This window comes from Marinomonas maritima (assembly GCF_024435075.2).
Lineage (GTDB): Bacteria > Pseudomonadota > Gammaproteobacteria > Pseudomonadales > Marinomonadaceae > Marinomonas > Marinomonas maritima.
The window spans coordinates 875159-900119 of sequence record NZ_JAMZEG020000001.1 but is presented as its reverse complement, the minus strand read 5'-3'; the positions used below and the strand labels follow the sequence as shown (position 1 = coordinate 900119).

Here is a 24961-nt window from a genome sequence, read left to right as displayed (position 1 = left end):
GTAATAAGGTTTGAATTACGTGTGGTAGAGTAGAAAAGCCGCAGGCGTCTTCCACCAATTTGGTTAGACCTTGGCATCGCATGGCGAAAAGACAGTTACCTTTCTAAAGCTAACCGGGCTTTTCTCGACTTTGTTAGTGAACATGGGCGCGATAACCAGTAAACATAAAAATGCCCACGTGCTGTATCTAATCACAATTAAAAAGCGTGGGCATTGCCATTAAAAGCGTAAACGTTCCACACCACGATATGATCCATATCAACCTGCCTTCCTGCGTAATAAACAAATAACACCACACGATTCAATATTTTCTCACTTTTTTTATTTACCTCATGCGCTTATTCCTGCGTTTTTCATCCCGTTCATTGCGACTAGACAGGCGAGCACTTAAGAATTCTAAAGCGCTCGCCCTACTGGCGTTTGCTTTTAGTGACTTAGCTAGACAAGTTACTAATCCCATGCTCGGTTTCATTTTCAAAATACCAAACTGTCATAAATTGGTCATTTTTTAGACTTATCTAGATAACCAAACTGTCACAAAACCTACCTAGTATCGCCTCATCAGAAACGCTTTTGCGTTCATCAATTAAAGAGGTCGACATCCAATGAGCATTATAGAAATCACTGGTGTAAAAAAACACTTCACCAAAGAAGTCTGTGCATTAAAGCATGTGGATTTATCAATTAAACAAGGCGAAATGGTGGCTCTTATTGGCCCTTCAGGTTCTGGAAAGTCTACGCTTATGCGACACATTTCAGGCTTAACTCTCGCCGATAAACACAGCGATTCCTGCATTAAGGTGCTAGGCAATACCATTCAACAACGCGGCAAGCTAGACAGACACGTTCGTACTTCTCGGTCGCAGATAGGCAATGTGTTTCAGCAATTTAATTTGGTAAGTCGTTTAAGCGTATTAACCAATGTGATGATCGGTGGACTCAGCCGCATTCCGACCTACCGCAGTTTACTGGGTTGGTTTACCGCTGAAGAAAAACACATGGCGCTTGAAGCGCTAGAAAGAGTGGGATTAAAAAACGTCGCCTTAAAACGTGCTTCGGAACTTTCTGGTGGTCAGCAACAACGAGTGGCCATCGCCCGCGCTCTAATGCAAAAAGCCAAGGTGATTTTGGCTGACGAACCCATTGCCTCCCTTGACCCTGAATCCTCTCGTTTGGTCATGCAAACCTTAAAAGACATCAACGAAAAAGATGGCATCACGGTTGTGGTAACGCTTCATCAAGTGGATTACGCACAAAAGTACTGTGAACGCGCCGTGGCGCTACAAGATGGAGAGGTGTTTTTCGATAACCTCATTCATCATCTGAATGAAGAAAACCTTGCCTCACTTTATGGCTCTCAACAAGAAGAATCGCCTGTTAACGATTCCTCTCAAGCCATCTTAAATGGAATATCACGCCCTAAAAACAGACGAATTACCACAGAAATAAACCGTGCAACGCACCACTCATTGATCAATTAATTATTGGAGTTTACGTTATGAAATTAAAAAGGTTTATCGCCAAAGTAATGTCAGCGACGGCATTTTTTGCATTACTGTCGGCTCCCGTGACAGTACAAGCAGAAGACATGAAAACACTGAACTTCGGCATCATATCTACCGAGTCTTCACAAAATTTAAAAACAGTCTGGGTGCCATTTTTAGACGATATGTCTAAGAAAATGGGCATGGAAGTAAAACCTTTTTTTGCTTCGGACTACGCTGGCATTATCCAAGCAATGCGTTTTGATAAAGTCGATATCGCTTGGTTAGGCAACAAATCAGCGCTAGAAGCAGTTGACCGTTCTGGTGCACAAATATTTGCACAAACGGTAGACGTTTCAGGCAACCCAGGTTATTGGAGTTTGTTATTGGTCAACAAAAACAACACCAAAATCAATACTGTTGAAGACATGCTTGAACACAGTAAAGAACTAACCTTTGGTAATGGTGATCCTAACTCTACGTCTGGCTTCCTAGTACCTAGTTACTATGTATTTGCCAAAAATAATGTTGATGCAAAGAAAATATTTAAACGTACGACCAACGCAGGACACGAAAGTAACTTCCTTGCGGTCGCGTCTGGGCAAGTTGATGTTGCAACAAACAATACTGAAAACGTGGCTCGTATCAAGTCAACACACCCTGATAAATACGACAAAGTTAAAGTCATCTGGAAGTCACCTTTGATTCCTGCCGATCCTATCGTTTGGCGTAAAAATCTACCTGAGAGCATCAAAGGTAAAGTTTACGACTTTATGTTGAGCTACGGGAAAACCAATGATTCTGAAGAACTTGAAATATTAGAAGCCCTACAGTGGGCACCATTCAAAGCGTCTAACGATGACCAATTATTGCCAATCCGTCAGCTAGTGTTGTTTAAAGAACGCCTTACATTGAGCGGCGATTCGAAAATGGCAGCCAAAGAAAAAGCGGAAAAAATCCAAGAAATTGATGACAAATTAGCAGAATTAAACCGTTCTATGGACGCTATTGCGGCCGCAAAAACGAACTAAGGTTCATGTAACTAAATCGGTTTAGCAATACAGGACAGATAAACGATAAAGGCGCGGTAAATACCATAAACATCACGCCTTTATCGTCACTTATCTTTCAATGACAAATAAGAATTGAGAAGCAACATGAGCGATATAGCAGTCAATCAACTCATCAAAAAACCTTTTAATTGGCTATCAGCAATCGGCTGGGCAGTGCTTTTTATGCTGTTAAGTTGGGGTTGGAATGCGGCAGAAATGAATCCGCTTGTTTTGATCAAAGACAGCGGCAATATGTTGGAATTTGCCGGCGATTTTTTCCCGCCCGATTTTCGTGATCTTTCCTATTATCTGGATGAAATGATCATCACCTTGCACATCGCTCTTTGGGGAACGGTGCTAGCGATTATTTTCGCCATCCCTTTTGGTTTGATGAGTGCTGAAAACATGGCACCGGCTTGGCTTTATCAACCCGTGCGCCGTCTGATGGATGCGTCTCGTGCCATCAACGAAATGGTGTTTGCCATGCTGTTTGTTGTTGCTGTCGGGTTAGGCCCTTTCGCGGGGGTAATGGCGTTGTTTATTCATACTACCGGCGTTCTAGCCAAGCTATTTTCAGAAGCCGTTGAAGCGATCGATCCACGCCCTGCAGAAGCAGTTAGAGCCACAGGCGCCAATAAACTAGAAGAGATTCTTTATGGTGTCATTCCACAGGTTCTGCCGCTATGGATTTCCTATTCCCTGTATCGATTTGAAGCCAATGTACGTTCAGCCACCGTTGTCGGCATGGTTGGAGCTGGCGGGATTGGTGTGATTCTTTGGGAAAGTATTCGCGGTTTCAGCTTTCAACAAACGTGCGCCGTAATGATCGTCATCATTATTTGTGTGGTCATTATTGATTTGATTTCGCAGCGTTTGCGCAAAGCGTTTATCTGATTTTTTTTGCCCAGAAAATTTGTCTAGACAAGCAATCAATACGACAAATAGTTACCAAGTGTCTTTTTACATAAGGCTCTTTTTAAAAATAAACACGAGAAGACGATGGCCATTTATCTAAAAATTGCCCAGCAACTAAAAAACGAAATCCACCAGCAATACGAATCTGGAGATCTCTTGCCTGCAGAGCAAAAGCTGGCAAGTCGTTTTCAAGTAAATCGTCATACGGTGCGTCGCGCTATCGATGAATTGGTGCAAGATGGTTTGATCAAGCGTTTTCAAGGACTGGGCAATCAAGTCACACAGCCGGCAATTGATTACTCTCTCGATAATCAATCCTGTTTTACCTACAACCTATCAAAATCTGGCATGACATTAGAAACCCAAGTGCTCGGCTGCTGTGAAGAAACGCTGCCCTATGAGCTTACGCAACGCCTCAGGTTACCCAATGACCAAAAGGCAGTAGTGATCAAAACCTGTCGCTCTATTAACGAACAAGCGACAACCTTGATCAAGCACCACCTCTTTGGTGTGACCAAACAGGTAATGCGTGGCTATCAGTCCGATTCACTACACCATTTTTTGCAAGAACATTACCAATTCCAAGCAACCCGAGGAAAGACTCGACTCAAAGCCCGTATGCCAACCTTTGACGAATGCCAACAACTGCAAATTGGCCGTGGTATTCCAGTGATGGAAATTCATTCCCAATATTACTTAATCGAAAGCGACACACTGATGGAATACTCCATCAGTGTCAGCCGTAGCGATATTTTTGAATACAGCGTGGAGCCTTAACACCATGATTAGTAAACCTATGTCTGATACACAAAAAACCAGACAACACTGGATGTCAGTAATGGCAAAATCAAATTCAGACAGCTTGATTAAGCTATCCAATGTTTATATGGATCAACAAGACTTTGAAAACATCCGCCCCGCCGAAGTAGGGCTGACCCAAATTCGCGGTCGCATGGGCGGAACGGGGTCTCAGTTTAATGTGGGCGACATGACCATCACTCGTTGTGTCGTACAATCCGCGAAAGGCCATTACGGCCACAGCTACATTGCAGGGCGTGATAAGAACCACGCTCTTCGCGCGGCGCAACTCGACGCCATGCTGCAAGACCCAACCCATCAACATAGCCTAATGGAAAACATCATTCAGCCTTTGGCTCACACCTTAGCCACACAGCAGGCTCAAAAAGCCAACAATGTGGCGCAAACCAAAGTGAACTTTTTTACCCTAGTTCGAGGGGAAGATTAATCATGACAGCACTCACCTTAATCAAAGGTTTTCAAAAACCTACACACGACAGTCAGCGGGTATTTCGTCAATTGCTCAAAGCAATGAGTGAACCCGGCACACTGGTTTGCGTCGATTCGCCAGAGTCCATTGACTCCCTTCATGCCAGCACTTTTGCCGTGTGCCAAGCCATGATGGATCAACAAACACCGCTGTGGTTGTCGCCGCATTTTACGACATCAAACATCAAACATAATCTGCATTTTCATACTGGAGTGCCCATCGTTGAAGACAGCCAACAAGCGCTCTTTGCCTTAATGGGTCCAGCTGAAATCGATTCTGTTGAGCGATTCCCTCATGTCTTTTTTCAAGGAACAGACGAGTATCCAGAAACGGGCTGCACCGTCATCGTTCAAGTGCAGAGTGTGAAAGATGATCTTGGCGAAGGCGTTAATTTGCGTCTCACTGGGCCCGGCATCGAGACGGCGCAACTGGTTTCCATCAGTGACCTTTCACCGACACTGCTGGACTATTTATCGAATCAAACAGGCGAACGCAACGGGTCTTTCCCACTTGGTTTAGATTTTATCTTTATCGACCAAAACCAACTCGTTTGCCTACCCCGAACCACTCAAGTGGAGGTGCTTTAAATGTACGTGGCCGTAAAAGGCGGAGAAACCGCCATCAACAACGCGCACAAATTGCTCGATAAAAATCGCCGCGGTGATGTGCAAATTCCTGAAATGTCCGTGGCACAAATCAGTGAACAGCTCCCTCTGGCTGTCGCTCGGGTAATGACCGAAGGGTCTATTTATGATCCTCAACTGGCGGCATTAGCCATCAAACAATCTGCTGGGGATTTGGTCGAAGCCATCTTCTTATTACGCGCTTATCGCACCACGCTGAGTCGTTTTTATCGCAGTGAAGCGATTGAGACCACACAGATGCACATAGAGCGTCGAATCTCGGCGACGTTTAAAGATTTACCTGGCGGCCAACTTTTGGGATCGACCTTCGACTACACCCATCGACTGCTGGATTTCACCTTATTAGCCGATGGTAGAACGCCTGCAGAGTTAGACAATATCACGCCGACCAATACTGAAGATGAACCTGAAGCCATGACTCGTGTCTTGCAAATGCTCGAACGGGAAAAGCTTATCGTAGAAGAAGTGGATGAAAACATTGCGCCTGCCGATATAACGCAAGATCCACCGTCTTACCCTTGTGATCGCAGTGCGCGTTTGCAATCTCTTGTGCGTGGCGACGAAGGTTTTTTACTCGCACTGGGTTATTCCACTCAGCGCGGTTACGGCCGTAATCACCCGTTTGCAGGAGAGATTCGAACAGGCGAAGTAGACGTCTTTATCACCCCAGATGAACTCGGCTTCAGTGTCGATATTGGCAGCATTCAAGTGACCGAATGCGAAATGATCAACGGTTTTAGCAAGCTAGAAGACGATGACATTAAATTCACTCGAGGTTATGGACTGGCGTTTGGTCAAAATGAACGAAAAACCCTGTCTATGGCATTAATTGACCGCGCGCTACAGGCAGAAAAGTACGACGAAGAACGCGTGTCCCCTGCTCAACAAGAAGAATTTATCTTATCTCATTGTGACAACGTAGAAGCGTCGGGGTTTGTTTCCCATCTAAAACTCCCCCACTACGTGGATTTTCAATCTGAGTTGGAGCTGTTGCGTCGCTTACGAAAAGAACAGGCAAACAAAGAAACAGCCAATACCGAAAAAGGAGAACAAGCATGAGCCTATCTTCCACAAACAGCGTCAATCCTGTCATTAATGACGTCACGCTTGACCCCATAAAAGACGGCTACAACTTCGCTTATCTTGACGAGCAAACCAAACGCATGATTCGCCGTGCGTTACTTAAAGCCGTGGCGATTCCCGGTTACCAAGTCCCTTTTGGTGGGCGTGAAATGCCCATGCCTTATGGCTGGGGAACCGGCGGCATTCAGCTTACCGCCGCGGTAATTGGTGAAAGTGACATTCTAAAAGTAATCGATCAGGGCGCAGATGACACCACCAACGCCGTCAGTATTCGAGCCTTTTTTAAAGAACTTACGGGGGTAGAAACCACCGAAAAAACCGTAGACGCCAGTTTAATTCAAACCCGTCACCGTATTCCTGAAACACCATTAAGTGCCGATCAGATTTTGATTTATCAAGTACCGATTCCAGAACCACTGCGCTTTATCGAACCGAGCGAAGTGGAAACACGCAAAATGCACGCGTTAGAAGACTACGGTGTGATGCACGTAAAACTCTATGAAGACATCGCCCATTTCGGTCATATCGCCACCACATACGCTTATCCTGTGCGAGTGAACGACAGATACATTATGGATCCGTCGCCTATACCCAAATTCGATAACCCAAAAATGCATCAAATGCCGGCATTACAGCTGTTTGGTGCGGGACGAGAAAAACGTATCTACGCGGTTCCACCTTACACCAACGTCGAAAGTTTGGATTTTGAAGATCACCCTTTTGAGATTCAAACTTGGGAAGAAAGCTGCGCCATTTGTGGTTCTCAGAGTAGCTTCTTAGACGAAGTCATTATTGATGATCAAGGCTCCCGCAGCTACTTATGCTCGGACACCGATTACTGCCGACAGCAGGTCGATAAGAACGAAGCGCACGCCACACAAACTGGAGAGAAAAATCATGACTGACACTCTCATGCCGACTAAACCAATACCAAATAAATCAACCGCCAATGAAGCAATGATGAACGAACCACTTCTAAAAGTGAACAAACTGACTAAGTTATACGCACCGGGCAAAGGCTGCGAAGACATCAGTTTTGATCTGTATCCCGGAGAAGTCTTAGGTATTGTCGGGGAATCGGGTTCAGGAAAATCTACCTTGTTGACCAGTTTATCGGCTCGTCTTGCGCCAAATGCAGGGGAGATTCTTTATCTTAATCGTGACAATAACTGGCTTAATCTTTATCAGCTTTCAGAAACAGAACGCCGTTATTTGTTGAGAACCGAATGGGGTGTGGTGCACCAACACGCTCGTGATGGTTTACGCATGGGAGTTTCGGCTGGCGCCAATATCGGCGAGCGTTTAATGGCCGTTGGCGAACGTCATTACGGCAAGATTCGCGATAAAGGCTTGCAGTGGATGGAAGATGTGGAACTGGATGTCAGCCGTATCGATGATAAACCGTCTACCTATTCTGGCGGTATGCAGCAACGCCTACAGATTGCCCGCAATCTGGTGACTCACCCAAGAGTTGTCTTTATGGACGAACCCACCGGCGGACTTGACGTATCGGTTCAAGCACGCTTATTGGATTTACTGCGCACCTTGGTAACCGAAATGAACCTTGCCGTGGTGATCGTCACTCATGATCTTGCCGTCGCTCGGCTGTTGGCTCAGCGCCTAATTGTCATGCGTCACGGAAGAATCGTCGAAACAGGTTTAACCGACCAAGTGCTCGACGACCCACAACACGCCTACACCCAGCTATTAGTGTCATCGGTGCTGACCCCTTAACCAATAGCGCCTTTATCCAAACCTTTAATCCATTTTTATAAGGCTATTTAGCGATGACAAGTGCCAACATGAGTAACACCAGCACAACCACGATGATTCAAGTGGAACAGCTCAGTAAAACCTTCACCCTGCACAATCAGGGCGGCATACAGCTGCCCATTTTAAACAACGTCGATCTGCAGATTTCTGCGGGACAATGCACCGTATTACATGGCGAAAGTGGCTCAGGAAAAAGCACCCTTCTGCGTACTTTATACGCTAACTACTTACCCAGTTCAGGAGCCATTCATGTTCGTCATCAAGGCGACATGCTGGATTTAGCCACGGCGACTAGCCATGAACTATTAGACGTAAGACGCCACACCATTGGTTACGTCAGCCAATTTTTAAGAGTCATTCCTAGGGTTTCCACACTCGATGTGGTCAAGCAACCACTGAAAGAACGTGGCGTGGCCGACGACGAAGCCGAAGCGAGAGCAACGCTTTTGTTGCAACAGCTTAATATTCCAGAGCGTTTATGGTCGTTAGCACCGAGTACCTTTTCGGGGGGCGAACAACAGCGAGTTAACATCGCTCGTGGCTTTATTCAAGATTATCCCATTTTATTATTGGATGAACCGACTGCGTCTTTGGATCAAAAAAATTCAGAAGTGGTCGTGCAATTGATCAAAAATGCACTGGCTAAAAATATCGCCGTGGTCGGTATTTTCCATGATAGCCAAGTGCGTAATGCCGTCGCTGACCATGTATTTTCCGTGAACGAAAACCGCCTTCATACCACTCAGACCAACGACCAGCCAGTCGCCCTAAACCACTAATTTTGGAGAAGTAGTCATGATTTTAACCAATGCACAAATTGTCTTAGCCAATGAAGTCATTAAAGGTACGGTAATGATTAACGAGGGCGTTATCACACACATTGACCACGGCAACGTGTCTTTGCCTGGCGCCATTGATTGCCACAATGGTTACCTAACCGCGGGTATGGTCGAATTGCACACAGACAACATGGAGAAACATTTCACACCGAGACCAGGAGTAAGTTGGCCTGCGATTCAAGCGTTTAAAGTCCATGATGCGCAAATGGTCAGCGCAGGAATCACCTCGGTATTCGATGCGGTTTCAGTGGGCGATGTGATCGAAGGCAGCGAACGATTAAACAATCTAAGCCGCATGGTCGATGCGCTTAATGAATCCCGTGAGCGTGGTTTAACCCGCGCCGATCACTTTTTACATTTACGCTGTGAAGTCAGCCATAAAGACACATTAAACAATTTTCAAGCGCTATTGAAACAAACCCCCGTACAACTTGTGTCTGTCATGGATCATTCTCCCGGACAGCGTCAATTCGCTAAAATGGAAAAATACCGCGAATATTACCAAGGTAAATATAAGCTATCGGATGACGAAATGGACGCGTTTATTACCCGTCAAGTTAATGCTAGCCAACGTTACAGTGCGACGTTTAGAGAAAGTATTTGTGCAACCTGTCACGAATTAAATATTCCTCTTGCCAGCCATGACGACGCCACTTTAGAGCACGTGGAAGAATCTGATCATTTCAACATGGTGATTGCAGAATTTCCGACCACGGCAGAGGCAGCAAAAGCCGCTCACAGCAAAGGAATGAGTGTTTTGATGGGCGCGCCAAATGTGGTTCGTGGTGGCTCTCACTCTGGCAACATTGCGGCTCATGAACTGGCAAGCGCGGGCGTATTAGACATTTTATCCAGTGATTATTACCCTGCGAGCCTATTAGAATCCGCGTTTAAAATCGCTCAATTAGAAAGCAATGATTACGATGTGCCTAAAGCCATGAATTTGGTCAGCCTAAACCCCGCAAAAGCCGCGGGTTTAAACGACAGAGGTCAAATTGCAGTCGGCCAAAAAGCCGACTTAATTTGGAGTACCTTAAAAGGCGATCATGTCCACATCGAACATGTATGGAAAAACGGTCAACGGGCTTTTTAAGCACTGGTAAATAAAGTGAAAAAGAACAACGTCATTAAGGGTTAACGGAACAACTATGAGCAAGGTCATTTATCTCATCGGTGCTTCAGGTAGCGGCAAAGACTCTGTTTTAGCCGGCGTACGCCAATGGCTAAATACGGAAGCGTTAACCTCGTTGCCCAACCTAATGATTACCAATCGCTACATTTGTCGCGATTGGCAATCTGGTAACGAAAATCACATAGAATTGAGCGAAGCGGAATTCCAACGACGCCAACAACTGGGTTGCTTTTCTTTAGATTGGCAAGCCAATGGATTGCGCTACGGCATTGGCAAGGAAATCGACCTTTGGCTAGCAAAAGGTCAGAACGTCATCGTCAATGGGTCAAGAGAATACTTGCCCACCGCCATGACGATTTATGGCAAAGATTTAGTGCCTGTATTGATCAAGGTGGAAACAGACATACTGCGCCAACGATTAATAAACCGAGGCCGTGAATCGCTACCGGATATCGAGGCGCGACTGACTCGAACGCAGCAGCAATTCGCCTCTTCCAAAGCAAAAGGACCGCTTGATCAGTGCCATGTCATAAACAATAACACCAATATTGATGACGCTGTTCTGCAACTTATTAGTTACCTTAATTCACTGTCTACCAGTTCATAAAAAAGTGACTGAATGACGAATGAAAGAGAAAAAATCATGTTGAATATTCGAATTCTTGGCTCAGGTAACGCGGGTCAGGTTCCGGTTTGGGGCTGTGATTGCGCGGCATGTGAACGAGCAAAGCAAGATGACACGTTTCGCCGAGGACCTTGCAGTCTTGAAATTCGCACCGAGCTTGGCGTGACTCTGATTGACGCGGGCGTTCCTAACCTGGCGGAACGATACGAATTTGATGAGATTCAACGAATTGTCCTGACTCACTTTCACATGGATCACGTTCAAGGTTTGTTTCATTTGCGTTGGTCTGAACGACCAGAGAAAATTCCGGTGTTTCGACCGGACGATCAAAAAGGCACAGACGACCTTTATAAACACGCTGGCGTGCTCGATTTTCAGCCGGCGTTTATACCATTCGAAACCATGCAATTTGATGATTTTTCGATTACGCCTTTGCCATTACTGCATTCTAAAATCACCTTAGGCTATGTCATTGAAAAGAACGATTTTACCCTAGCGTATCTCACTGACACCGTCGGTTTACCTGAAACAACACAGGCATTCTTAGCCAACAAAACGCTGGATTACCTGATACTCGATTGCTCAGAACCACCAACGCCAACGGCGCCTAGAAATCATAACGACATCAATCTTGCTCTCTTGGCCTATCACACCCTGCAGCCGAAAATCATGATGCTCACACACATCAGCCATCGCTTAGATTGCTGGTTAATGGAGCATGGGGACAGTTTGCCTGACAATATGCTCATTGCGAAAGATGGCATGACGGTAATATAAAAAATGCCCACGCTCTTTCTCTATTTCTAGTAAAAAACGTGGGCATTGTATTTAGTCGTGCTTGATCAAGACATTTCGTTTAATGGAACAAGCGCGCTTCAAATAATGAAGAATTTTTAACGCGATTCAAGCTTTTTGCGCCTGCAAGTACAGCAAGATCTAACACAGGCTCAAGCAACACAACACTCATATAAGCAAGGCCAAACGTCGCTACCGACGCCATATTTTCAGCACCAAAACCTTGTCCGTAAAACGCCCAAAACGCGACCCAAACAACGATGCCACCTTGATACGTTAAAGACAGTTTTAATGCCTGTTTATAAGAAATATCCACGTAAGCCGTATTGTCCGAAATGATACGACGCGCGACGACAGACATAGCAAACAGAGGCAATAATAAGGTTGTGACGTTCATGCCATATTGTGGAAGGTCGATCAGGGCAAAAAATAGACCTTGCACCAATAATCCTGATAACAAACCGATCGACGCCGCTGCAGGACCAAACATAAGAAATAATGTCGAGCCAAGGATAAAGTGAACTTCAGATACCCCTACCGCGTGGTGTGGCATCACTTGAAAGAAAATAAAGACGAATACGGTGGTTAATGCGCTGCGTCCGATTAAAGACAACAGTCCATTTTTTTTAATCATGTCGATAGACGCTTTTGCAGAAAATCCAAAAGCAGCTAACGCCGTAGCGTAACTCAAAACAATTTTTGCGCCGTCAACAACGCCTGGTTCAATATGCACGATGTGCCTCCAAAATATGCGTCATACTCACCCGTATGATTCAAATTAACAGACCCTCACTTAGCACGATGTACTAAGCAAAAAATCCTAATCAATGAAGGCCGGTCTCCGGACTCATAAGCGTTTGGCAACACTGCATTTTTCTAAAAGCCTCATCCCTTCCCATCCAAAAAAGGACAGTGGGAGTAAGTAGAAGAACACACCACTTATTTACCGTTGCGGGGGCAGTACAGGGTTTGCTTAACACGCACCTGTTTCCCGTTTCACCAGTAAAACTGGCACCTTCACAAGAACTGATAAGCGCCGTTAATAACACATTATCAGAAAGTGGAAGCGTACGGTTTAAAGCGAACTTAAGCAACCAAAGCGAGAAAAATAAGAGCTGGGAGAAGAACGTTTTTCATGCAAATAAAAACACTCTGCTGCAATAAATACCAGCGTATAACAATCAAAAAAAGCGAGTGACCCTAGTCGCTCGCTTTTTTATGTAGTGATGTTTTTTATATAGGCTTTTGTTTAAAACTTTATTTGAAAATACGTTCAGACCACACCGTTAAACCTGCCGCCACACTGCCAAAGTGATCTCCATCCAATACAGGAATATCCCCAATACGTTGTTGAATCGCATCACGAATAACAGGAGACTTGGCCGAACCACCAGTCATATAAATCAAATCAGGTTTTTCACCAGCTTGCTCTATCGCGGCAGACATCAAGTTCAACATTTTTTCGAGTGGTGAGGTAATTGATTTAGCCAACTCGTCACGAGTAATCGTAGCCTCTAGCGCAGCTTCAATATAATCCAATGAAGCAAGGTAGCTCTGAGAGTCAGATAAGGCAATTTTGGCTTCTTCTGCACTGCGCACAATATGGTAGTTGTGCTTTTCTTCTCGCATCCGCAGGAAACGCTCGATTAATTTAGGTTCTGACGCATCCAATCGCATTTGATGTATTTGATTTTTTGTTTCCATGCTATTAAAGGTCGCGATGGCCGATACATCGTTGGTTGTAATGGCATTCCAATACATTTGCGTTGGCATTGGCAAACCAGTTTTTAGCAGAGAATTCATTCCAAACAACGGCATTAAGTGTTTGCCCGCAATTTGTATGTCTAAATCATTACCACCAATTCGTTCACCGGTATGCGCCAAAAAATCACTGCGTCGGTCTTCTTTTCGCACATAATCAGGCCCCATTCGAACCATGGCACAGTCAGTGGTACCACCACCAATATCCACAACCAGTACCGTTTTATTTTCGGTCATGGCCACTTCAAAATCTAAACCCGCGGCAATCGGTTCATACAGAAATTCAATTTCTTTAAAACCCGCTCGCTTGCCCGCGGTGGTTAGAATCTCTAACGCTTGACGATTGCTTACCTCAGCATCAATACCTTGAAAGTTTACCGGTCGACCAATCACAGTATGTGTAATGTCCGCACCTAGACTTTTTTCCGCACGTTGTTTGATGTTTTGCATCATCACAGTAACAACGTCTTCAAAGAAGTGGATGTGCTCTGCGCGCAGTCCAGCACCACCTAAAAAGGATTTAGGTGATTTTACAAAATACCCTTCTTCAGGCCATTGGAAATATTCATCAAACGCAGCACGACCAAAAAATAGGGTTTGATCATCATCAGCAATGTCTTCTTCGTAACGAGCACGTTTGGCGCGCGTTAAGGCATTTTGACGCAGCTCTGCAAAGGTTTGTCGTGACTGAAAATCTTGAATGTTTCTGCCAACGGCTTCAGTAATTAAATCACGATCTAAAGCGTATAACGTGGAAGGTAAAAAAGTATGATCACCTTCTAAAGCGACCAAACGCACAGACGAGTCCTGCACAATGCCTAATGCACAATTCGATGTTCCATAATCAAATCCACAAATCATGTATTTCTTACCTATCATCGCTAATAAAAGGGGCGCGGACGATAACAGAAAGACCTAAAAGTATCAAAACTAACCGTGCGGACGTGATTAAAAACGCAGCATGAGACTCAAAGGTCATTCGTTTAATCTTTCTCTTCCTGCAAACAAATACTAGACCAATGGTGACACACCGATCACCGCTTCATGCAGATAAAAAACGATCGTAAACCAAGAGATCATCGCAAAAACAAAAGCCGCTAAATTGGATGGAACACTGGACTCGTCCGAAGTTACATACACAACACCCGCTTTTCTATCACGACGGCGATAGACAGCAAAGCTGACAATCGACCACACTAAGAAACTTCCGAATATCATCACATCGGCCACAGTACCGTTACTGATTAGATGAGCAAACGCCCAAATTTTTATTCCAATCAACAATGGGTAGCCCATTTTCTGTTTCATCGAGGTATTCGGTACTAATGCAGAACCAACAAAGAAAAGCGCAACCAGTACAAGTAAGCCCGCTAAATGACGCGTCCACACAGGGGGAAACCACAACCAAATAGGCTCTACACGCATTTGCATGTAACCCATAACAATGAATGCCGTCGCCAGCAAAGTTAATAATCCAAAACGCATATGCCAACGCATAACACCGTTCTTACCCTGCCCCATACTTGTTTCACGCCAATTAGGGGCAAACAAACGAACGGAATGCACACAGAAAAATACGACCAAACCAATAACTAAAATCAACATACTACGATGTTCCTTATACTCTTTTAAAATATATTAGTGGCGAATACACGAGTCTTAAAACGCTACAAAAATCAATTGTAGCGGATTATAAAGCAGAATTAGCTAGGAGGTTACCCTATTATCTTCCACGCAAAAGTGAAATCATCAATGAATCACTCTATTGAAAGAGCATACAGGTCAAATAAAAAGCACGAGCATGCTGAAGGAACAGGAAAAGTCGTCAAAATGACACAGAAAGGCTCATAAAATTCCTATTTTAAGCTAGAAAACACACCCACCTTTGCTCTAGAATACAGCGTTTTGACTACTGGGCAGGTTGCCATGATCAAGACACCGTATTACCTCATTGATAAAGCGGCTCTTCTAAAGAATTTAGAGAAGATCGCTTATGTGCGCCAACAGTCCGGAGCCAAGTCATTATTGGCCCTTAAATGTTTTGCTACTTGGTCTGTATTCGACTTAATGCAAGAATATATGGATGGCACTACATCGTCTTCCTTATACGAAGTCAAACTGGGTAACACTAAGTTTAAAGGTGAAACCCACGCTTACAGTGTGGCGTATTCCGACGATGAAATTCGCGAAGTATTGGATCATTCAGACAAAATAATTTTCAACTCCATTGGTCAATTAAGCCGCTTTAAAGACATTAGTGAAGGCAAAACACGTGGTTTACGTGTTAATCCACAAGTCAGTACGTCTGAGTTTTTAATTGCCGACCCAGCAAGACCCTTTAGTCGTCTTGGCGAATGGAACCCTTCAAAAGTCGAAACTGTCATTAGCGATATTTCGGGCTTTATGTTCCACAACAATTGTGAGAACGACGACTTTGAACGCTTTGATGAAATGCTTACCTTGATCGAAGAACGCTTTGGTCATCTTATTCAGCAGGTAAGCTGGATAAGCTTGGGCGGTGGAATTCACTTTACAGGGGAAGATTACCCCATTGACCAATTCTGCCAACGCTTAAAAGCTTTCTCTGAAAAGTACGATATCCAAGTGTATTTAGAACCAGGCGAAGCATCAATTACCAAAAGTACAACGTTAGAAGTAACGGTATTAGATACATTATTCAATGGCAAAAACTTAGCCGTTGTCGACAGTTCTATTGAAGCTCACATGCTAGACCTGCTGATTTACCGTGAAAGTGCTAAAATGGTGCCTTGTGATGGTGAACATGAATACATGATTTGTGGTAAGTCTTGTTTAGCTGGCGATATTTTCGGTGAATTTAAATTCAAACAAACACTACAAGTCGGTGACCGCCTGTCTTTCGAAGACGCAGCCGGTTACACCATGGTGAAAAAGAACTGGTTCAACGGAGTAAAAATGCCGTCCATTGCGATACGTCAATTGGACGGCAGCATCGAACTCGTAAGAGAATTTGATTACAACGATTTTGAGCAGAACCTGTCTTAATTCTGTCTAGACTAAAATTTTGGAGATCGCGTTACTATGAAAAAAAATGTCTTAATCATCGGCGGTGGAGGCGTGGCTCGTGTTGTAGCCCACAAATGCGCCCAACACAATGACACACTGGGCAATATCGCAATTGCTTCGCGCAGCGTTACGAAATGCGACGATATTGTATCCAGTGTCCTCGACAAAGGCAGCATGAAGGTAGAGGGCCGTATTCAAGCATTCGCTCTAAACGCCCTTGATGTCGCCGCAACGGTGAAATTAATTAAAGAAACAGAATCACAAATCGTGATCAACGTTGGCTCATCCTTCATCAACATGTCTGTATTAGAAGCGTGTATCGAAACGGGTGCCGCTTACCTAGACACAGCGATCCATGAAGATCCTGCGAAAATTTGTGAAACACCACCATGGTATGCAAACTACGAATGGAAACGCCGCGAATTATGTAAAGAAAAAGGCGTGACCGCTATTCTTGGCGTAGGTTTTGATCCGGGTGTGGTAAACGCGTATGCCGCTCTTGCATACAATGATTATTTCGATAGTGTTAGCGACATCGACATTATCGACATCAACGCGGGTAGCCATGGTAAATACTTCGCTACCAACTTTGACCCAGAGATTAACTTCCGCGAATTTACCGGACGTGTTTATTCTTGGCAAAACCGCCAATGGCAAGAAAACAAAATGTTCGAAGTCAGCCGAACAGATGATCTCCCCGTCGTAGGTAAGCAAACGGCTTATATGACAGGCCACGATGAAGTTCACTCTATTTCGCAAAATCTAGACGTGCCAAACGTACGCTTTTGGATGGGCTTTGGCGAACACTACATCAATGTGTTTACGGTGTTAAAAAGCCTAGGTTTACTGTCTGAGCAACCGGTTAAAACCGCAGAAGGCCTAGAAGTCATTCCGCTTAAAGTTGTTAAAGCAGTACTGCCTGATCCTTCTTCACTTGCTCCTAATTACACAGGCAAAACCTGTATTGGCGATGTGGTAAAAGGCATTAAAGACGGTAAAGAGAAAGAAGTCTTTATCTACAACGTCGCAGATCACAAAGACGCGTACAACGAAGTGGGTAGCCAAGGTATTTCATACACCGCTGGTGTACCACCCGTTGCTGCGGCCATTCTAGTGGCTAATGGGACTTGGGACGCGAAAGAAATGCGTAACGTGGAGCAACTTGATCCAAGACCTTTCCTAGGTTTACTAAACGACATGGGTCTACCGACTCGCATTAAAGACGAAAACGGCGACCGCCCTTTCACGTTTTAACCTTTCGTTTTAGTCCTTTGTATTTCAAACGATAGAAAAACAATAACCCCCAACCGAAATAGTCGGTTGGGGGTTATTTTATTTGTCCATTCAACAATGCTAAACAGCACTTTAGTACTCAAAATTTATAATATAATTTCGATCTTTATCTCTGTCTTTACCGAATTAGCAATAAAACACGCTTCGTGAGATTCATGATGCATTGTCTCTAAAACGTCTCTGCTTGGTTGATTTTCACCTGAGAAAATAACTTCTGGCTTAAGCGTTACCTCTGTCATGGCAACTTTTCCGTCTTCGTTTTTTTCCATTTTTCCAACGGCATTATCTTCATAATGCTCAATCACAAACTTACGCTTAGCAGCAACGGAAAGGAAGAACAGCAGATGACAGCTCGACAATGACGCAACAAACGCCTCTTCAGGGTCTACATTTGCTTCAATAGAGTAAGGTAAAGGCACAATGTGGGACGAAGAGGACGCAGGAACCGTCATGCCGCCATCGAAAATCCACTTATGCCCTCGACTGTACCGATGATCTGTAAAAGCCTCTTCACTATCTCGCTGCCAGACTATTTGAGCGCTGTATTCTGCCATTGTTTACTTCCTATTTAAAAAACGAGTCAGTTAATGTATATCATTGTTTTGAGTTTTATCGTTCAGCAAAAATTGACCATACCAAGAAAACTAGCTTGCACTCCTACACTACAACCAGTGCGCCCCCTAATTGAATAACTAAACCTATGACACTCTAAACCTGTCATTTTTGTCTTATATTAAAGTGAGCGAATAAACAGCGCTACTTACGGTGGGCAAAAGCCGTTTTAGTACAATCCCCGTCGATTTTGTCTCTCTCTTCTTCCAAGATCTCGTCGGTAAACTGCCCCATAAAACAACAACAAATGCCTTCACCTATCATGGTTCTTGGCCCCATTGGGTGGCCAATGTGTTTGTAGACACCGTGGGAATGTCCATGGCTATGATCGTGAGAGTGGGAACCATGAGAATGGCTATGACTCTTATCATGGGCATGAGTGTGAGAATCGTGAGAATGCCCGTGATTCTTATCATGGGTATGAGTGTCGTGACTGTGGTCATGCGAATGTCCGTGGTTATGCGAATGTTCATGATCAGAAACAGACAAGCCTTGCGTGTCGTCTTGAGGGTCAACAAACTCGGCGTGATGGTGATGAACGTCCACTTCGCCAGCAGCAAGACGACGCTTGAAGGAGTTCATCAGGGTTTCTTCGCCGGTTTGCAGTTCGCCTTGCATGATCTCTTCGACTCGATGCTGGAACGCGTCAATGACTCTTGGGTGATCGCTCAGGTAAGGCGTTTGGATAAACTCAATGGCTGGATTGGTTTGCGCCACTTTGTCCACATAACCTTGAATCCGTTTGATCAATCGGCCGGTGAATAAAAAGTAAGGCGCAACGACTATGCGTTTATAACCTAACTTCATTAGGTTTTCTAACCCTACGCCCACAGAGGGGTAAGTGACGCCTGAATACACGGTATCCGACCAACCAAAGCCCATATTTTCACTGACGATGCGCGTCAGTTTCGCCGCTTCCGCATTAGCGGATGTATCAGACGTTCCACGACCCACAACCACTAATAATGTGTCGTATAGGTTTTCTGGTGGATTTTGTGGATCGAGCCCAAGCGATTCATAAATGCGCGCTTGAAAGGCTTCTATCATGTCGTCTTGTAAGCCAAGTTCACGGCCGTAAGTAATGTGTAGCCCTGCGTTCTTTTCTTCATAGGTGGTCAATACAGAAGGAATATCGTTTTTCGCGTGCGTCGCAGCGAATAACATGCCCGGCACGGCGTAAATTTCTTCAACACCTTGCGACAATAAGCTGTTGAGTCCCATGTGAATATTCGGTGCGGAAAATTCCAAAAATCCGTATTCAACAGGTAAATGTGGGAAGCGCTCTTTTAGCCCTTTTGCGACTAAACCAAACTCACGCTCTGCGTCTTTATCACGGCTACCGTGACCACAAATCATAATGCCCTGTTTTTTTACTGGTGTTGTATTGCTCATTGTCTCTCTCTTTCTGTCGACTCTGATGGCGTTCCAGTGACTGTACGCTCATAAGGTTACCAGCAAGCCTCTGCCCAAGGTTACTGACTCTTTTCTTCTTGCTCTTGCTGCTGATCTAGGTCAAGCAACAAGGATTGAATTTGTTCTCTGTGGCCTTCTGCGTTCTGCCACATGCCACGTTGAATTGCCTCTAATAGACGCTCGCCCATTTCTTCCAAAGCATGAGGGTTATTATCGCGCATAAACGCTTGGTTGTCTGGGTCAAGTAATAAACGATCGGTCACCTGTTCATATTGGTAATCGGCGACTAGGTCCGTCGTCGCATCATAGGCAAACAGATAATCAACCGTAGCGGTCATTTCAAACGCGCCTTTGTAGCCATGAGTTTGCATGGCGTCGATCCATTTAGGGTTCAGTACTCGCGATCGAACAACACGGTTTAATTCTTCTTTAAGCGTACGAATTTTCGGCGAACTCGGATTAGAATGATCACTATGATAGACACTCGGCGCTTGTCCACTAAACGTCGTTACAGCGTTGGTCATACCGCCTTGAAACTGATAATAGTCGTCGGAATCCAGAATGTCGTGCTCGCGATTGTCTTGATTTTGCACCACAACATCAAGCTGAGATAAACGCTCAACGAAGGCAGATTTGGCTTCTACGCCGTCTTGTTTTCCTGATTGAGAGTTGCCATCATAAGCGTAACCACCCCAGTTCACATACGCTTCGGCTAAGTCCGCTTTCGTGTCCCAACAACGTTCATCGATTAAACCTTGTAAGCCTGCGCCGTACGCACCTGGTTTGCTGCCAAACACTCGATAAGACGCTTGGCGACTGGCCTGTTCTTCGTCCATTCCTTGGTCAAGTAAGGTTTGTTTTCTCGCTTGAACATTGGTACGAATCGTATTGCCATTCCCCGGCTCTTCATACTCTGCGATGGCTTGCACCGCCGCGTCGTAAAGCCGCATAACATTAGCAAACGCATCACGGAAAAAACCCGATACACGCAAGGTCACATCCACTCTGGGACGTCCCATTTGCATACAAGAAAGCATTTCAAAATCCGTTACGCGATTCGAACCCGGCGCCCAAATGGGACGAACACCCATCAGTGCAAACGCTTGCGCAATATCATCGCCACCGGTACGCATGGTCGCCGTACCCCATACCGACAAACCAAGGTCTTTCGGATAATCACCATGTTCTTGTAAATGTCGCTGTACCAACGCCTCAGCGGATTTCTGACCAATTGCCCACGCCGCAGGCGATGGAATCGCTCGGTTATCTACAGAGAAGAAATTACGTCCTGTCGGCAAGGTATCTAATCGACCACGTGTTGGCGCACCACTTGGCCCCGGTGGAATAAAGCCCCCCGCCAAACCAGTAATCAAGGCCTGAATTTCATCGTTTGCGCTTTTTTCCAACGCCAGCATCAACGTCTTTTTAGCATGAGACAAAAGCACCGCGGTTTGCGGAAAAGACGCTGCCAATTCATCCGTAGGATGACCTTGAATCAGATACGTCTGCATCATGTCTTTGGCGAATAATTCGAGCCGCTCTTTGGTGTCCGCATGGGTTCGCCAATCGGCATCACTCACTAATAATAATGCATCTGGCTTTATACCCAGCCAAGGCGTTCGCAGGCTTTGCATAGGATCAAAATCATGTTGATCAAAGCCATGATTATTCAAAGCAAAGTCTTTCACCAAGACATGTAAGATACCTTGGCTGGTTATCTCGTTACCACGAGGTAAACGTAATAACGCCACCAGTGTGTCAGCCAACTTGTCTTCTACAGGTAGCTCCCCAAGGCGATGCAAACCGTGACGAATTTGTGCTTCTTTGATTTCACACAAATAGGTGTCCAGACCTTCCAGTACTGCATCATCATTGTTCGCTTCAATGCCGTTATTTTCGACAATGGTAAGCTCTTCTAACAAATGGGATTGTTGGACTTTTTTTAGAATCTGCTCTCTTAGCCAGGTTTCGCGGCGAACATCCATGCCCATGGCTTGGTAATATTCGTCCACTAGGTTTTCCAGATCCGCCATGTCACCGTACGTTTCAGCTCGCGTCATCGGCGGCATTAGATGATCAATAATCGTTGCTTGAGACCGGCGTTTGGCTTGCGCGCCTTCGCCTGGGTCATTGACAATAAACGGATAAAAATTCGGCATAGGACCAAGCGCAATATCTGGCCAACAAGACTCAGATAAAGCCGTGCCTTTGCCCGGTAACCATTCGAGATTACCATGCTTGCCAACATGCACGAAGGCATCCACTTGATAAACGTGACGCAGCCAAAAATAGAACGCTAAATAGCTATGAGGGGGAATCAAATCTGGATCATGGTAGTTTGCAGCAAGATCGAGGTTAAAGCCTCGCGCTGGCTGAATACCAACAAAGGTTTCGCCAAGGCGAATACCGGACAACATGATGCGTCGCTGACCGTCTTGTGCTCGGCATTTATGATCGTCTTCTGGCGGCCCCCAGCGATCCCAAACCGCATTTTGACTTTCTAGTGGTAATTGATAAAAGTAAGTTAAGTAATCTTCCAGCGCCAAGCTCTGCCAACAACCTCGTTCATGCAAGGTGTTTGGATTGTTTGTCACGGCACCCAATAACATTTCGATTAATGCATTGCCGTGATCGGGAATGCCTTGAATCGGATAGCCTGCACGCTCCAACGCGTTGAGTAAATTTACCGTCGACGCAGGCGTGTCTAAACCAACGCCATTGCCAATGCGGCCATCTTTGGTTGGGTAATTCGCCAGTACAAAAGCAATGCGTTTTTCCGCGTTTGGTTTGCTTGCCAAGGTGGCGTAACGCTTCGCCAGTTGTGCAACGAATCGCGCGCGCTCTGGATGAAGTTCGTAACGCACTAAGTCGACTTGGGCTGTTTCATTATAATGACTCAGCGCTTTGAAACTGACGGCGCGGGTAATGATTCGGCCGTCCATTTCAGGCAAAACAATTTGCATGGCCACATCTCGACTGCGCAACCCTTGCGTCTGCTGTTGCCAGTCGTCTTGTGTGCTGCCGGATAAAATCAATTGCAAAACAGGAATTGGAGAATCAAAGGCGGATTGAAAATCTGTTGGCTCAGAGGCCAAATCTGGGCTGCCAACGCGATTCGCGGCAAAACCTGTGGTATTTAAAATCACTTTTGCGTTGGTTTTCTCAACCAGTGTTTCAATTAAACCAACGGATACATCGTCTTTTAAGGAGCTAACGGCAACCGCTAAAGGGACAAGACCTTCTTGTTCGATGATCTCTAACAATTCATCAAACATTGCGGTATTTCCGCTTTGTAAATGAGATCGATAAAACACCACCAGCACCACAGGCTGACTCTTCACTTCATTCGAATAAGATAAAGCATCTTGATAATGCGCTTTCCATTCACTCAAGCTAGAAGTATGACCTTGATTTGAATTATTGCCTTGATTTGACTTATCACCTCGAAAGTAAATAAGTGCGCTGGGTAAAGGCGCAGGTTCCTGCCACTTAATGTTTTTTTGGAAAAACTGCGCGGCAAGAAATTGAAAAAATTGCTCACAGTTTCGTTGACCGCTTTCACGAAAATAGCGCCACACTCTGTGAGCGTCTTCCATGTCGCAATTAGACGCATTCATCAAAGCAGGATCAGGGGTGTCATCACCCGGTACGACGATTAAAGTACGGCCTTTTTTGGCTTTCGACCAAGCCTGTAACTGCTGGAACCCGTAGGCCCAATAATGCTCACCACCGAGTAAAGAAACAACCACCACTTTGGCGTGTTCTAGCACCTTATGTTCGTACAAATCGTAGGCGGCGGGTTTTACCAACTGCATCCAATTTGCTAGGCGAATACTCGGTAATCGGTCGCTATCGCTTACTTCCAGAGAAGCATCATGTGAACGACTTGAAGACTCAACTAAAACCAAATGATCAAGAGCGCTGCCTAGCGCCCCTAATACAGAATCCGCTGCGGCCAAAATAACCATATCCGCAGGTGTTTGCCCTAAATCGACAATCCCTTCATCGTCAACAAATCCACCCGGTTTGGCCGCTAATAAATGCACACTTTCTCCACTTGATTGCCTATCAATGCCACTTTAATTAAGCACTTAGAGCATCGTGTAAAACGCCTTCAATTTTTTCTTTCGTAATGCCTTTACCAATAAAGACCAACTGTGTTTTACGCACTTCTTCTGGTTGCCATAGACGGTCAAAATAACGATCTAAACGGGTGCCGACAACTTGAAAAACCTGACGCATTGGCTTGCCATGCACCGCAGCAAAACCTTTCACACGATAAATATTGTGCTCTTCAACCAACTGAGAAAGCGTTTCTTGCAAAAGGTCCGACTGCACTTCGCCAAGTGTCACAACAAATGAATCAAAGTGGTCATGGGCATGGTCATGATGAGCACCGTGTGCATGGTGATGATCGTGGTGGTTATGCACATCGTCGATACGACTTTCTGTTGCGGCATCAATACCGAGTAGAACATCCAAAGCCGCTTCACCATTTTCGATGTAAACCGTTTTCACAGTATTAGGTACTTCATGGGCGATGATGGCTTGCACTCGAGCACGCGCCGCTTCGTCTAGTAAGTCGTTTTTCGTTACCACCACTAAGTCGGCGGCACTCAATTGATCGTCGAGTAATTCTTGTAAGCTTGGATCGTGATCAAGACTTTCATCGGCGTCGCGCTGCGCTTGTACTTTGTCTTCATCATGGGCAAATCGACCTGCCGCAACGGCTTCGCCATCAACGACAGTAATCACTGCATCCACCGTGCAATATTCTTTAATACCCGGCCAGTTAAAGGCCTGAACTAACGGTTTTGGCAATGCCAATCCGCTGGTTTCAATCAAGATATGATCGATATCGCCACGGCGAGCCACTAGTTGCTTCATTACGGGTAAAAACTCTTCTTCCACTGTGCAGCAAATACAACCGTTTGCCAGTTCATAAAACCCATCATCACTGCGCTGGCCGCCTTCTTGGCCATCTTCCGTACCTTCTGGACAATCTAAAGGACATGAACGCAATAAATCAGAGTCAATGTCTAACTCACCAAACTCATTAACGATCACAGCGATACGCTTGCCTGCCGCCTGTTTTAAAACATTGGATAATAATGTGGTTTTGCCACTGCCCAAAAAGCCAGTCACAATCGTTGTTGGAATTTTATTAAGCTGCATGATGAATCCTTCTTACTTTTAGGCTTAGTATT

At 45.1% G+C, this 24961-nt stretch carries 22 protein-coding genes, 1 pseudogene and 1 riboswitch; of the genes and pseudogenes, 16 read left to right on the top strand and 7 right to left on the bottom strand.

What is annotated here, in order from left to right:
• Positions 1-51: 51 nt before the first annotated feature.
• From M3I01_RS18560 to phnP, 14 genes and pseudogenes are all read left to right on the top strand, one after another.
• Positions 52-162 (top strand): annotated as a pseudogene (locus tag M3I01_RS18560) (LysR family transcriptional regulator); the annotation flags it as partial.
• Positions 163-605: 443 nt separating this feature from the next.
• Positions 606-1481 carry a phosphonate ABC transporter ATP-binding protein gene (gene phnC, locus M3I01_RS04365; RefSeq protein ID WP_255894368.1) on the top strand — a complete coding sequence of 292 codons (876 nt, stop codon included), beginning with the start codon at positions 606-608 and terminating at the stop codon, positions 1479-1481.
• Positions 1482-1498: 17 nt separating this feature from the next.
• The gene (phnD, locus tag M3I01_RS04360; protein ID WP_255894367.1) at positions 1499-2515 is read left to right on the top strand and encodes a phosphonate ABC transporter substrate-binding protein; all 1017 of its coding nucleotides are present in this window, start codon (positions 1499-1501) and stop codon (positions 2513-2515) included.
• A 126-nt stretch (positions 2516-2641) separates the two neighbouring features.
• On the top strand, positions 2642-3430 hold the full coding sequence (gene phnE, locus M3I01_RS04355; protein WP_255894366.1) for a phosphonate ABC transporter, permease protein PhnE: 789 nt from the start codon (positions 2642-2644) through the stop codon (positions 3428-3430).
• Between the two features lie 105 nt (positions 3431-3535).
• Positions 3536-4228, top strand: coding sequence for a GntR family transcriptional regulator (locus tag M3I01_RS04350; RefSeq protein ID WP_255894365.1), 693 nt, complete (start codon positions 3536-3538; stop codon positions 4226-4228).
• Between the two features lie 4 nt (positions 4229-4232).
• The gene (phnG, locus tag M3I01_RS04345; protein WP_255894364.1) at positions 4233-4697 is read left to right on the top strand and encodes a phosphonate C-P lyase system protein PhnG; all 465 of its coding nucleotides are present in this window, start codon (positions 4233-4235) and stop codon (positions 4695-4697) included.
• 2 nt (positions 4698-4699) lie between these two features.
• The gene (phnH, locus tag M3I01_RS04340) at positions 4700-5326 is read left to right on the top strand and encodes a phosphonate C-P lyase system protein PhnH (RefSeq protein ID WP_255894363.1); all 627 of its coding nucleotides are present in this window, start codon (positions 4700-4702) and stop codon (positions 5324-5326) included.
• A complete protein-coding gene (locus M3I01_RS04335; protein WP_255894362.1) occupies positions 5327-6442 on the top strand; it encodes a carbon-phosphorus lyase complex subunit PhnI in 1116 nt (371 codons plus the stop codon).
• On the top strand, positions 6439-7371 hold the full coding sequence (locus M3I01_RS04330) for an alpha-D-ribose 1-methylphosphonate 5-phosphate C-P-lyase PhnJ (protein ID WP_255894361.1): 933 nt from the start codon (positions 6439-6441) through the stop codon (positions 7369-7371). Before M3I01_RS04335 ends, M3I01_RS04330 begins: the two co-directional genes overlap by 4 nt.
• Positions 7364-8200 (top strand): phosphonate C-P lyase system protein PhnK, encoded by an 837-nt coding sequence (gene phnK / locus M3I01_RS04325; protein ID WP_394358965.1) that lies wholly within the window; start codon positions 7364-7366, stop codon positions 8198-8200. Before M3I01_RS04330 ends, phnK begins: the two co-directional genes overlap by 8 nt.
• 68 nt (positions 8201-8268) lie before the next feature.
• Entirely contained in the window at positions 8269-9018 is a 750-nt protein-coding gene (phnL, locus tag M3I01_RS04320) for a phosphonate C-P lyase system protein PhnL (RefSeq protein ID WP_275564929.1), read from the top strand.
• A gap of 16 nt (positions 9019-9034) precedes the next feature.
• Entirely contained in the window at positions 9035-10171 is a 1137-nt protein-coding gene (gene phnM, locus M3I01_RS04315) for an alpha-D-ribose 1-methylphosphonate 5-triphosphate diphosphatase (protein ID WP_275564928.1), read from the top strand.
• 55 nt (positions 10172-10226) lie between these two features.
• Positions 10227-10817: a ribose 1,5-bisphosphokinase gene (gene phnN, locus M3I01_RS04310; protein ID WP_255894357.1), complete on the top strand. Its 591-nt coding sequence runs from the start codon at positions 10227-10229 to the stop codon at positions 10815-10817.
• A 12-nt stretch (positions 10818-10829) separates the two neighbouring features.
• Positions 10830-11612 (top strand): phosphonate metabolism protein PhnP, encoded by a 783-nt coding sequence (gene phnP, locus M3I01_RS04305; RefSeq protein ID WP_255894355.1) that lies wholly within the window; start codon positions 10830-10832, stop codon positions 11610-11612.
• A 79-nt stretch (positions 11613-11691) separates the two neighbouring features.
• Here the strand turns inward: phnP and M3I01_RS04300 are convergent, their stop codons facing one another.
• The 3 genes from M3I01_RS04300 to M3I01_RS04290 all read right to left on the bottom strand — a co-directional run bounded on the left by M3I01_RS04300 (position 11692) and on the right by M3I01_RS04290 (position 14996).
• Positions 11692-12363 (bottom strand): energy-coupling factor ABC transporter permease, encoded by a 672-nt coding sequence (locus tag M3I01_RS04300; protein ID WP_255894354.1) that lies wholly within the window; start codon positions 12361-12363, stop codon positions 11692-11694.
• An 82-nt stretch (positions 12364-12445) separates the two neighbouring features.
• Positions 12446-12664: riboswitch (cobalamin riboswitch) on the bottom strand.
• 223 nt (positions 12665-12887) lie between these two features.
• Positions 12888-14252 (bottom strand): molecular chaperone, encoded by a 1365-nt coding sequence (gene yegD / locus M3I01_RS04295; RefSeq protein ID WP_255894353.1) that lies wholly within the window; start codon positions 14250-14252, stop codon positions 12888-12890.
• 150 nt (positions 14253-14402) lie between these two features.
• Positions 14403-14996 carry an NnrU family protein gene (locus M3I01_RS04290; protein ID WP_255894352.1) on the bottom strand — a complete coding sequence of 198 codons (594 nt, stop codon included), beginning with the start codon at positions 14994-14996 and terminating at the stop codon, positions 14403-14405.
• Between the two features lie 321 nt (positions 14997-15317).
• Here M3I01_RS04290 and nspC point away from each other — a divergent pair, with 321 nt between their 5' ends.
• Positions 15318-16415: a carboxynorspermidine decarboxylase gene (gene nspC / locus M3I01_RS04285; RefSeq protein ID WP_255894351.1), complete on the top strand. Its 1098-nt coding sequence runs from the start codon at positions 15318-15320 to the stop codon at positions 16413-16415.
• A gap of 36 nt (positions 16416-16451) precedes the next feature.
• Positions 16452-17690 carry a saccharopine dehydrogenase family protein gene (locus M3I01_RS04280; RefSeq protein WP_255894350.1) on the top strand — a complete coding sequence of 413 codons (1239 nt, stop codon included), beginning with the start codon at positions 16452-16454 and terminating at the stop codon, positions 17688-17690.
• A 125-nt stretch (positions 17691-17815) separates the two neighbouring features.
• Here the strand turns inward: M3I01_RS04280 and M3I01_RS04275 are convergent, their stop codons facing one another.
• From M3I01_RS04275 to cobW, 4 genes are all read right to left on the bottom strand, one after another.
• Positions 17816-18283, bottom strand: a complete 468-nt coding sequence (locus tag M3I01_RS04275; RefSeq protein ID WP_255894348.1) for an OsmC family protein — start codon at positions 18281-18283, stop codon at positions 17816-17818.
• A gap of 202 nt (positions 18284-18485) precedes the next feature.
• Entirely contained in the window at positions 18486-19733 is a 1248-nt protein-coding gene (locus M3I01_RS04270; RefSeq protein WP_255894347.1) for a sirohydrochlorin chelatase, read from the bottom strand.
• 80 nt (positions 19734-19813) lie between these two features.
• On the bottom strand, positions 19814-23800 hold the full coding sequence (gene cobN, locus M3I01_RS04265; RefSeq protein WP_275564927.1) for a cobaltochelatase subunit CobN: 3987 nt from the start codon (positions 23798-23800) through the stop codon (positions 19814-19816).
• 37 nt (positions 23801-23837) lie between these two features.
• Positions 23838-24929 (bottom strand): cobalamin biosynthesis protein CobW, encoded by a 1092-nt coding sequence (gene cobW / locus M3I01_RS04260; RefSeq protein WP_255894344.1) that lies wholly within the window; start codon positions 24927-24929, stop codon positions 23838-23840.
• Positions 24930-24961: the final 32 nt, after the last annotated feature.

Coding starts and splice junctions, on each gene's coding strand:
- phnC (WP_255894368.1), top strand. CDS start 606: ATGAGCATTATAGAAATCACTGGTGTAAAAAAACACTTCACCAAAGAA.
- phnD (WP_255894367.1), top strand. CDS start 1,499: ATGAAATTAAAAAGGTTTATCGCCAAAGTAATGTCAGCGACGGCATTT.
- phnE (WP_255894366.1), top strand. CDS start 2,642: ATGAGCGATATAGCAGTCAATCAACTCATCAAAAAACCTTTTAATTGG.
- M3I01_RS04350 (WP_255894365.1), top strand. CDS start 3,536: ATGGCCATTTATCTAAAAATTGCCCAGCAACTAAAAAACGAAATCCAC.
- phnG (WP_255894364.1), top strand. CDS start 4,233: ATGATTAGTAAACCTATGTCTGATACACAAAAAACCAGACAACACTGG.
- phnH (WP_255894363.1), top strand. CDS start 4,700: ATGACAGCACTCACCTTAATCAAAGGTTTTCAAAAACCTACACACGAC.
- M3I01_RS04335 (WP_255894362.1), top strand. CDS start 5,327: ATGTACGTGGCCGTAAAAGGCGGAGAAACCGCCATCAACAACGCGCAC.
- M3I01_RS04330 (WP_255894361.1), top strand. CDS start 6,439: ATGAGCCTATCTTCCACAAACAGCGTCAATCCTGTCATTAATGACGTC.
- phnK (WP_394358965.1), top strand. CDS start 7,364: ATGACTGACACTCTCATGCCGACTAAACCAATACCAAATAAATCAACC.
- phnL (WP_275564929.1), top strand. CDS start 8,269: ATGAGTAACACCAGCACAACCACGATGATTCAAGTGGAACAGCTCAGT.
- phnM (WP_275564928.1), top strand. CDS start 9,035: ATGATTTTAACCAATGCACAAATTGTCTTAGCCAATGAAGTCATTAAA.
- phnN (WP_255894357.1), top strand. CDS start 10,227: ATGAGCAAGGTCATTTATCTCATCGGTGCTTCAGGTAGCGGCAAAGAC.
- phnP (WP_255894355.1), top strand. CDS start 10,830: ATGACGAATGAAAGAGAAAAAATCATGTTGAATATTCGAATTCTTGGC.
- yegD (WP_255894353.1), bottom strand. CDS start 14,252: ATGATTTGTGGATTTGATTATGGAACATCGAATTGTGCATTAGGCATT.
- M3I01_RS04290 (WP_255894352.1), bottom strand. CDS start 14,996: ATGTTGATTTTAGTTATTGGTTTGGTCGTATTTTTCTGTGTGCATTCC.
- nspC (WP_255894351.1), top strand. CDS start 15,318: ATGATCAAGACACCGTATTACCTCATTGATAAAGCGGCTCTTCTAAAG.
- M3I01_RS04280 (WP_255894350.1), top strand. CDS start 16,452: ATGAAAAAAAATGTCTTAATCATCGGCGGTGGAGGCGTGGCTCGTGTT.
- M3I01_RS04275 (WP_255894348.1), bottom strand. CDS start 18,283: ATGGCAGAATACAGCGCTCAAATAGTCTGGCAGCGAGATAGTGAAGAG.
- M3I01_RS04270 (WP_255894347.1), bottom strand. CDS start 19,733: ATGAGCAATACAACACCAGTAAAAAAACAGGGCATTATGATTTGTGGT.
- cobW (WP_255894344.1), bottom strand. CDS start 24,929: ATGCAGCTTAATAAAATTCCAACAACGATTGTGACTGGCTTTTTGGGC.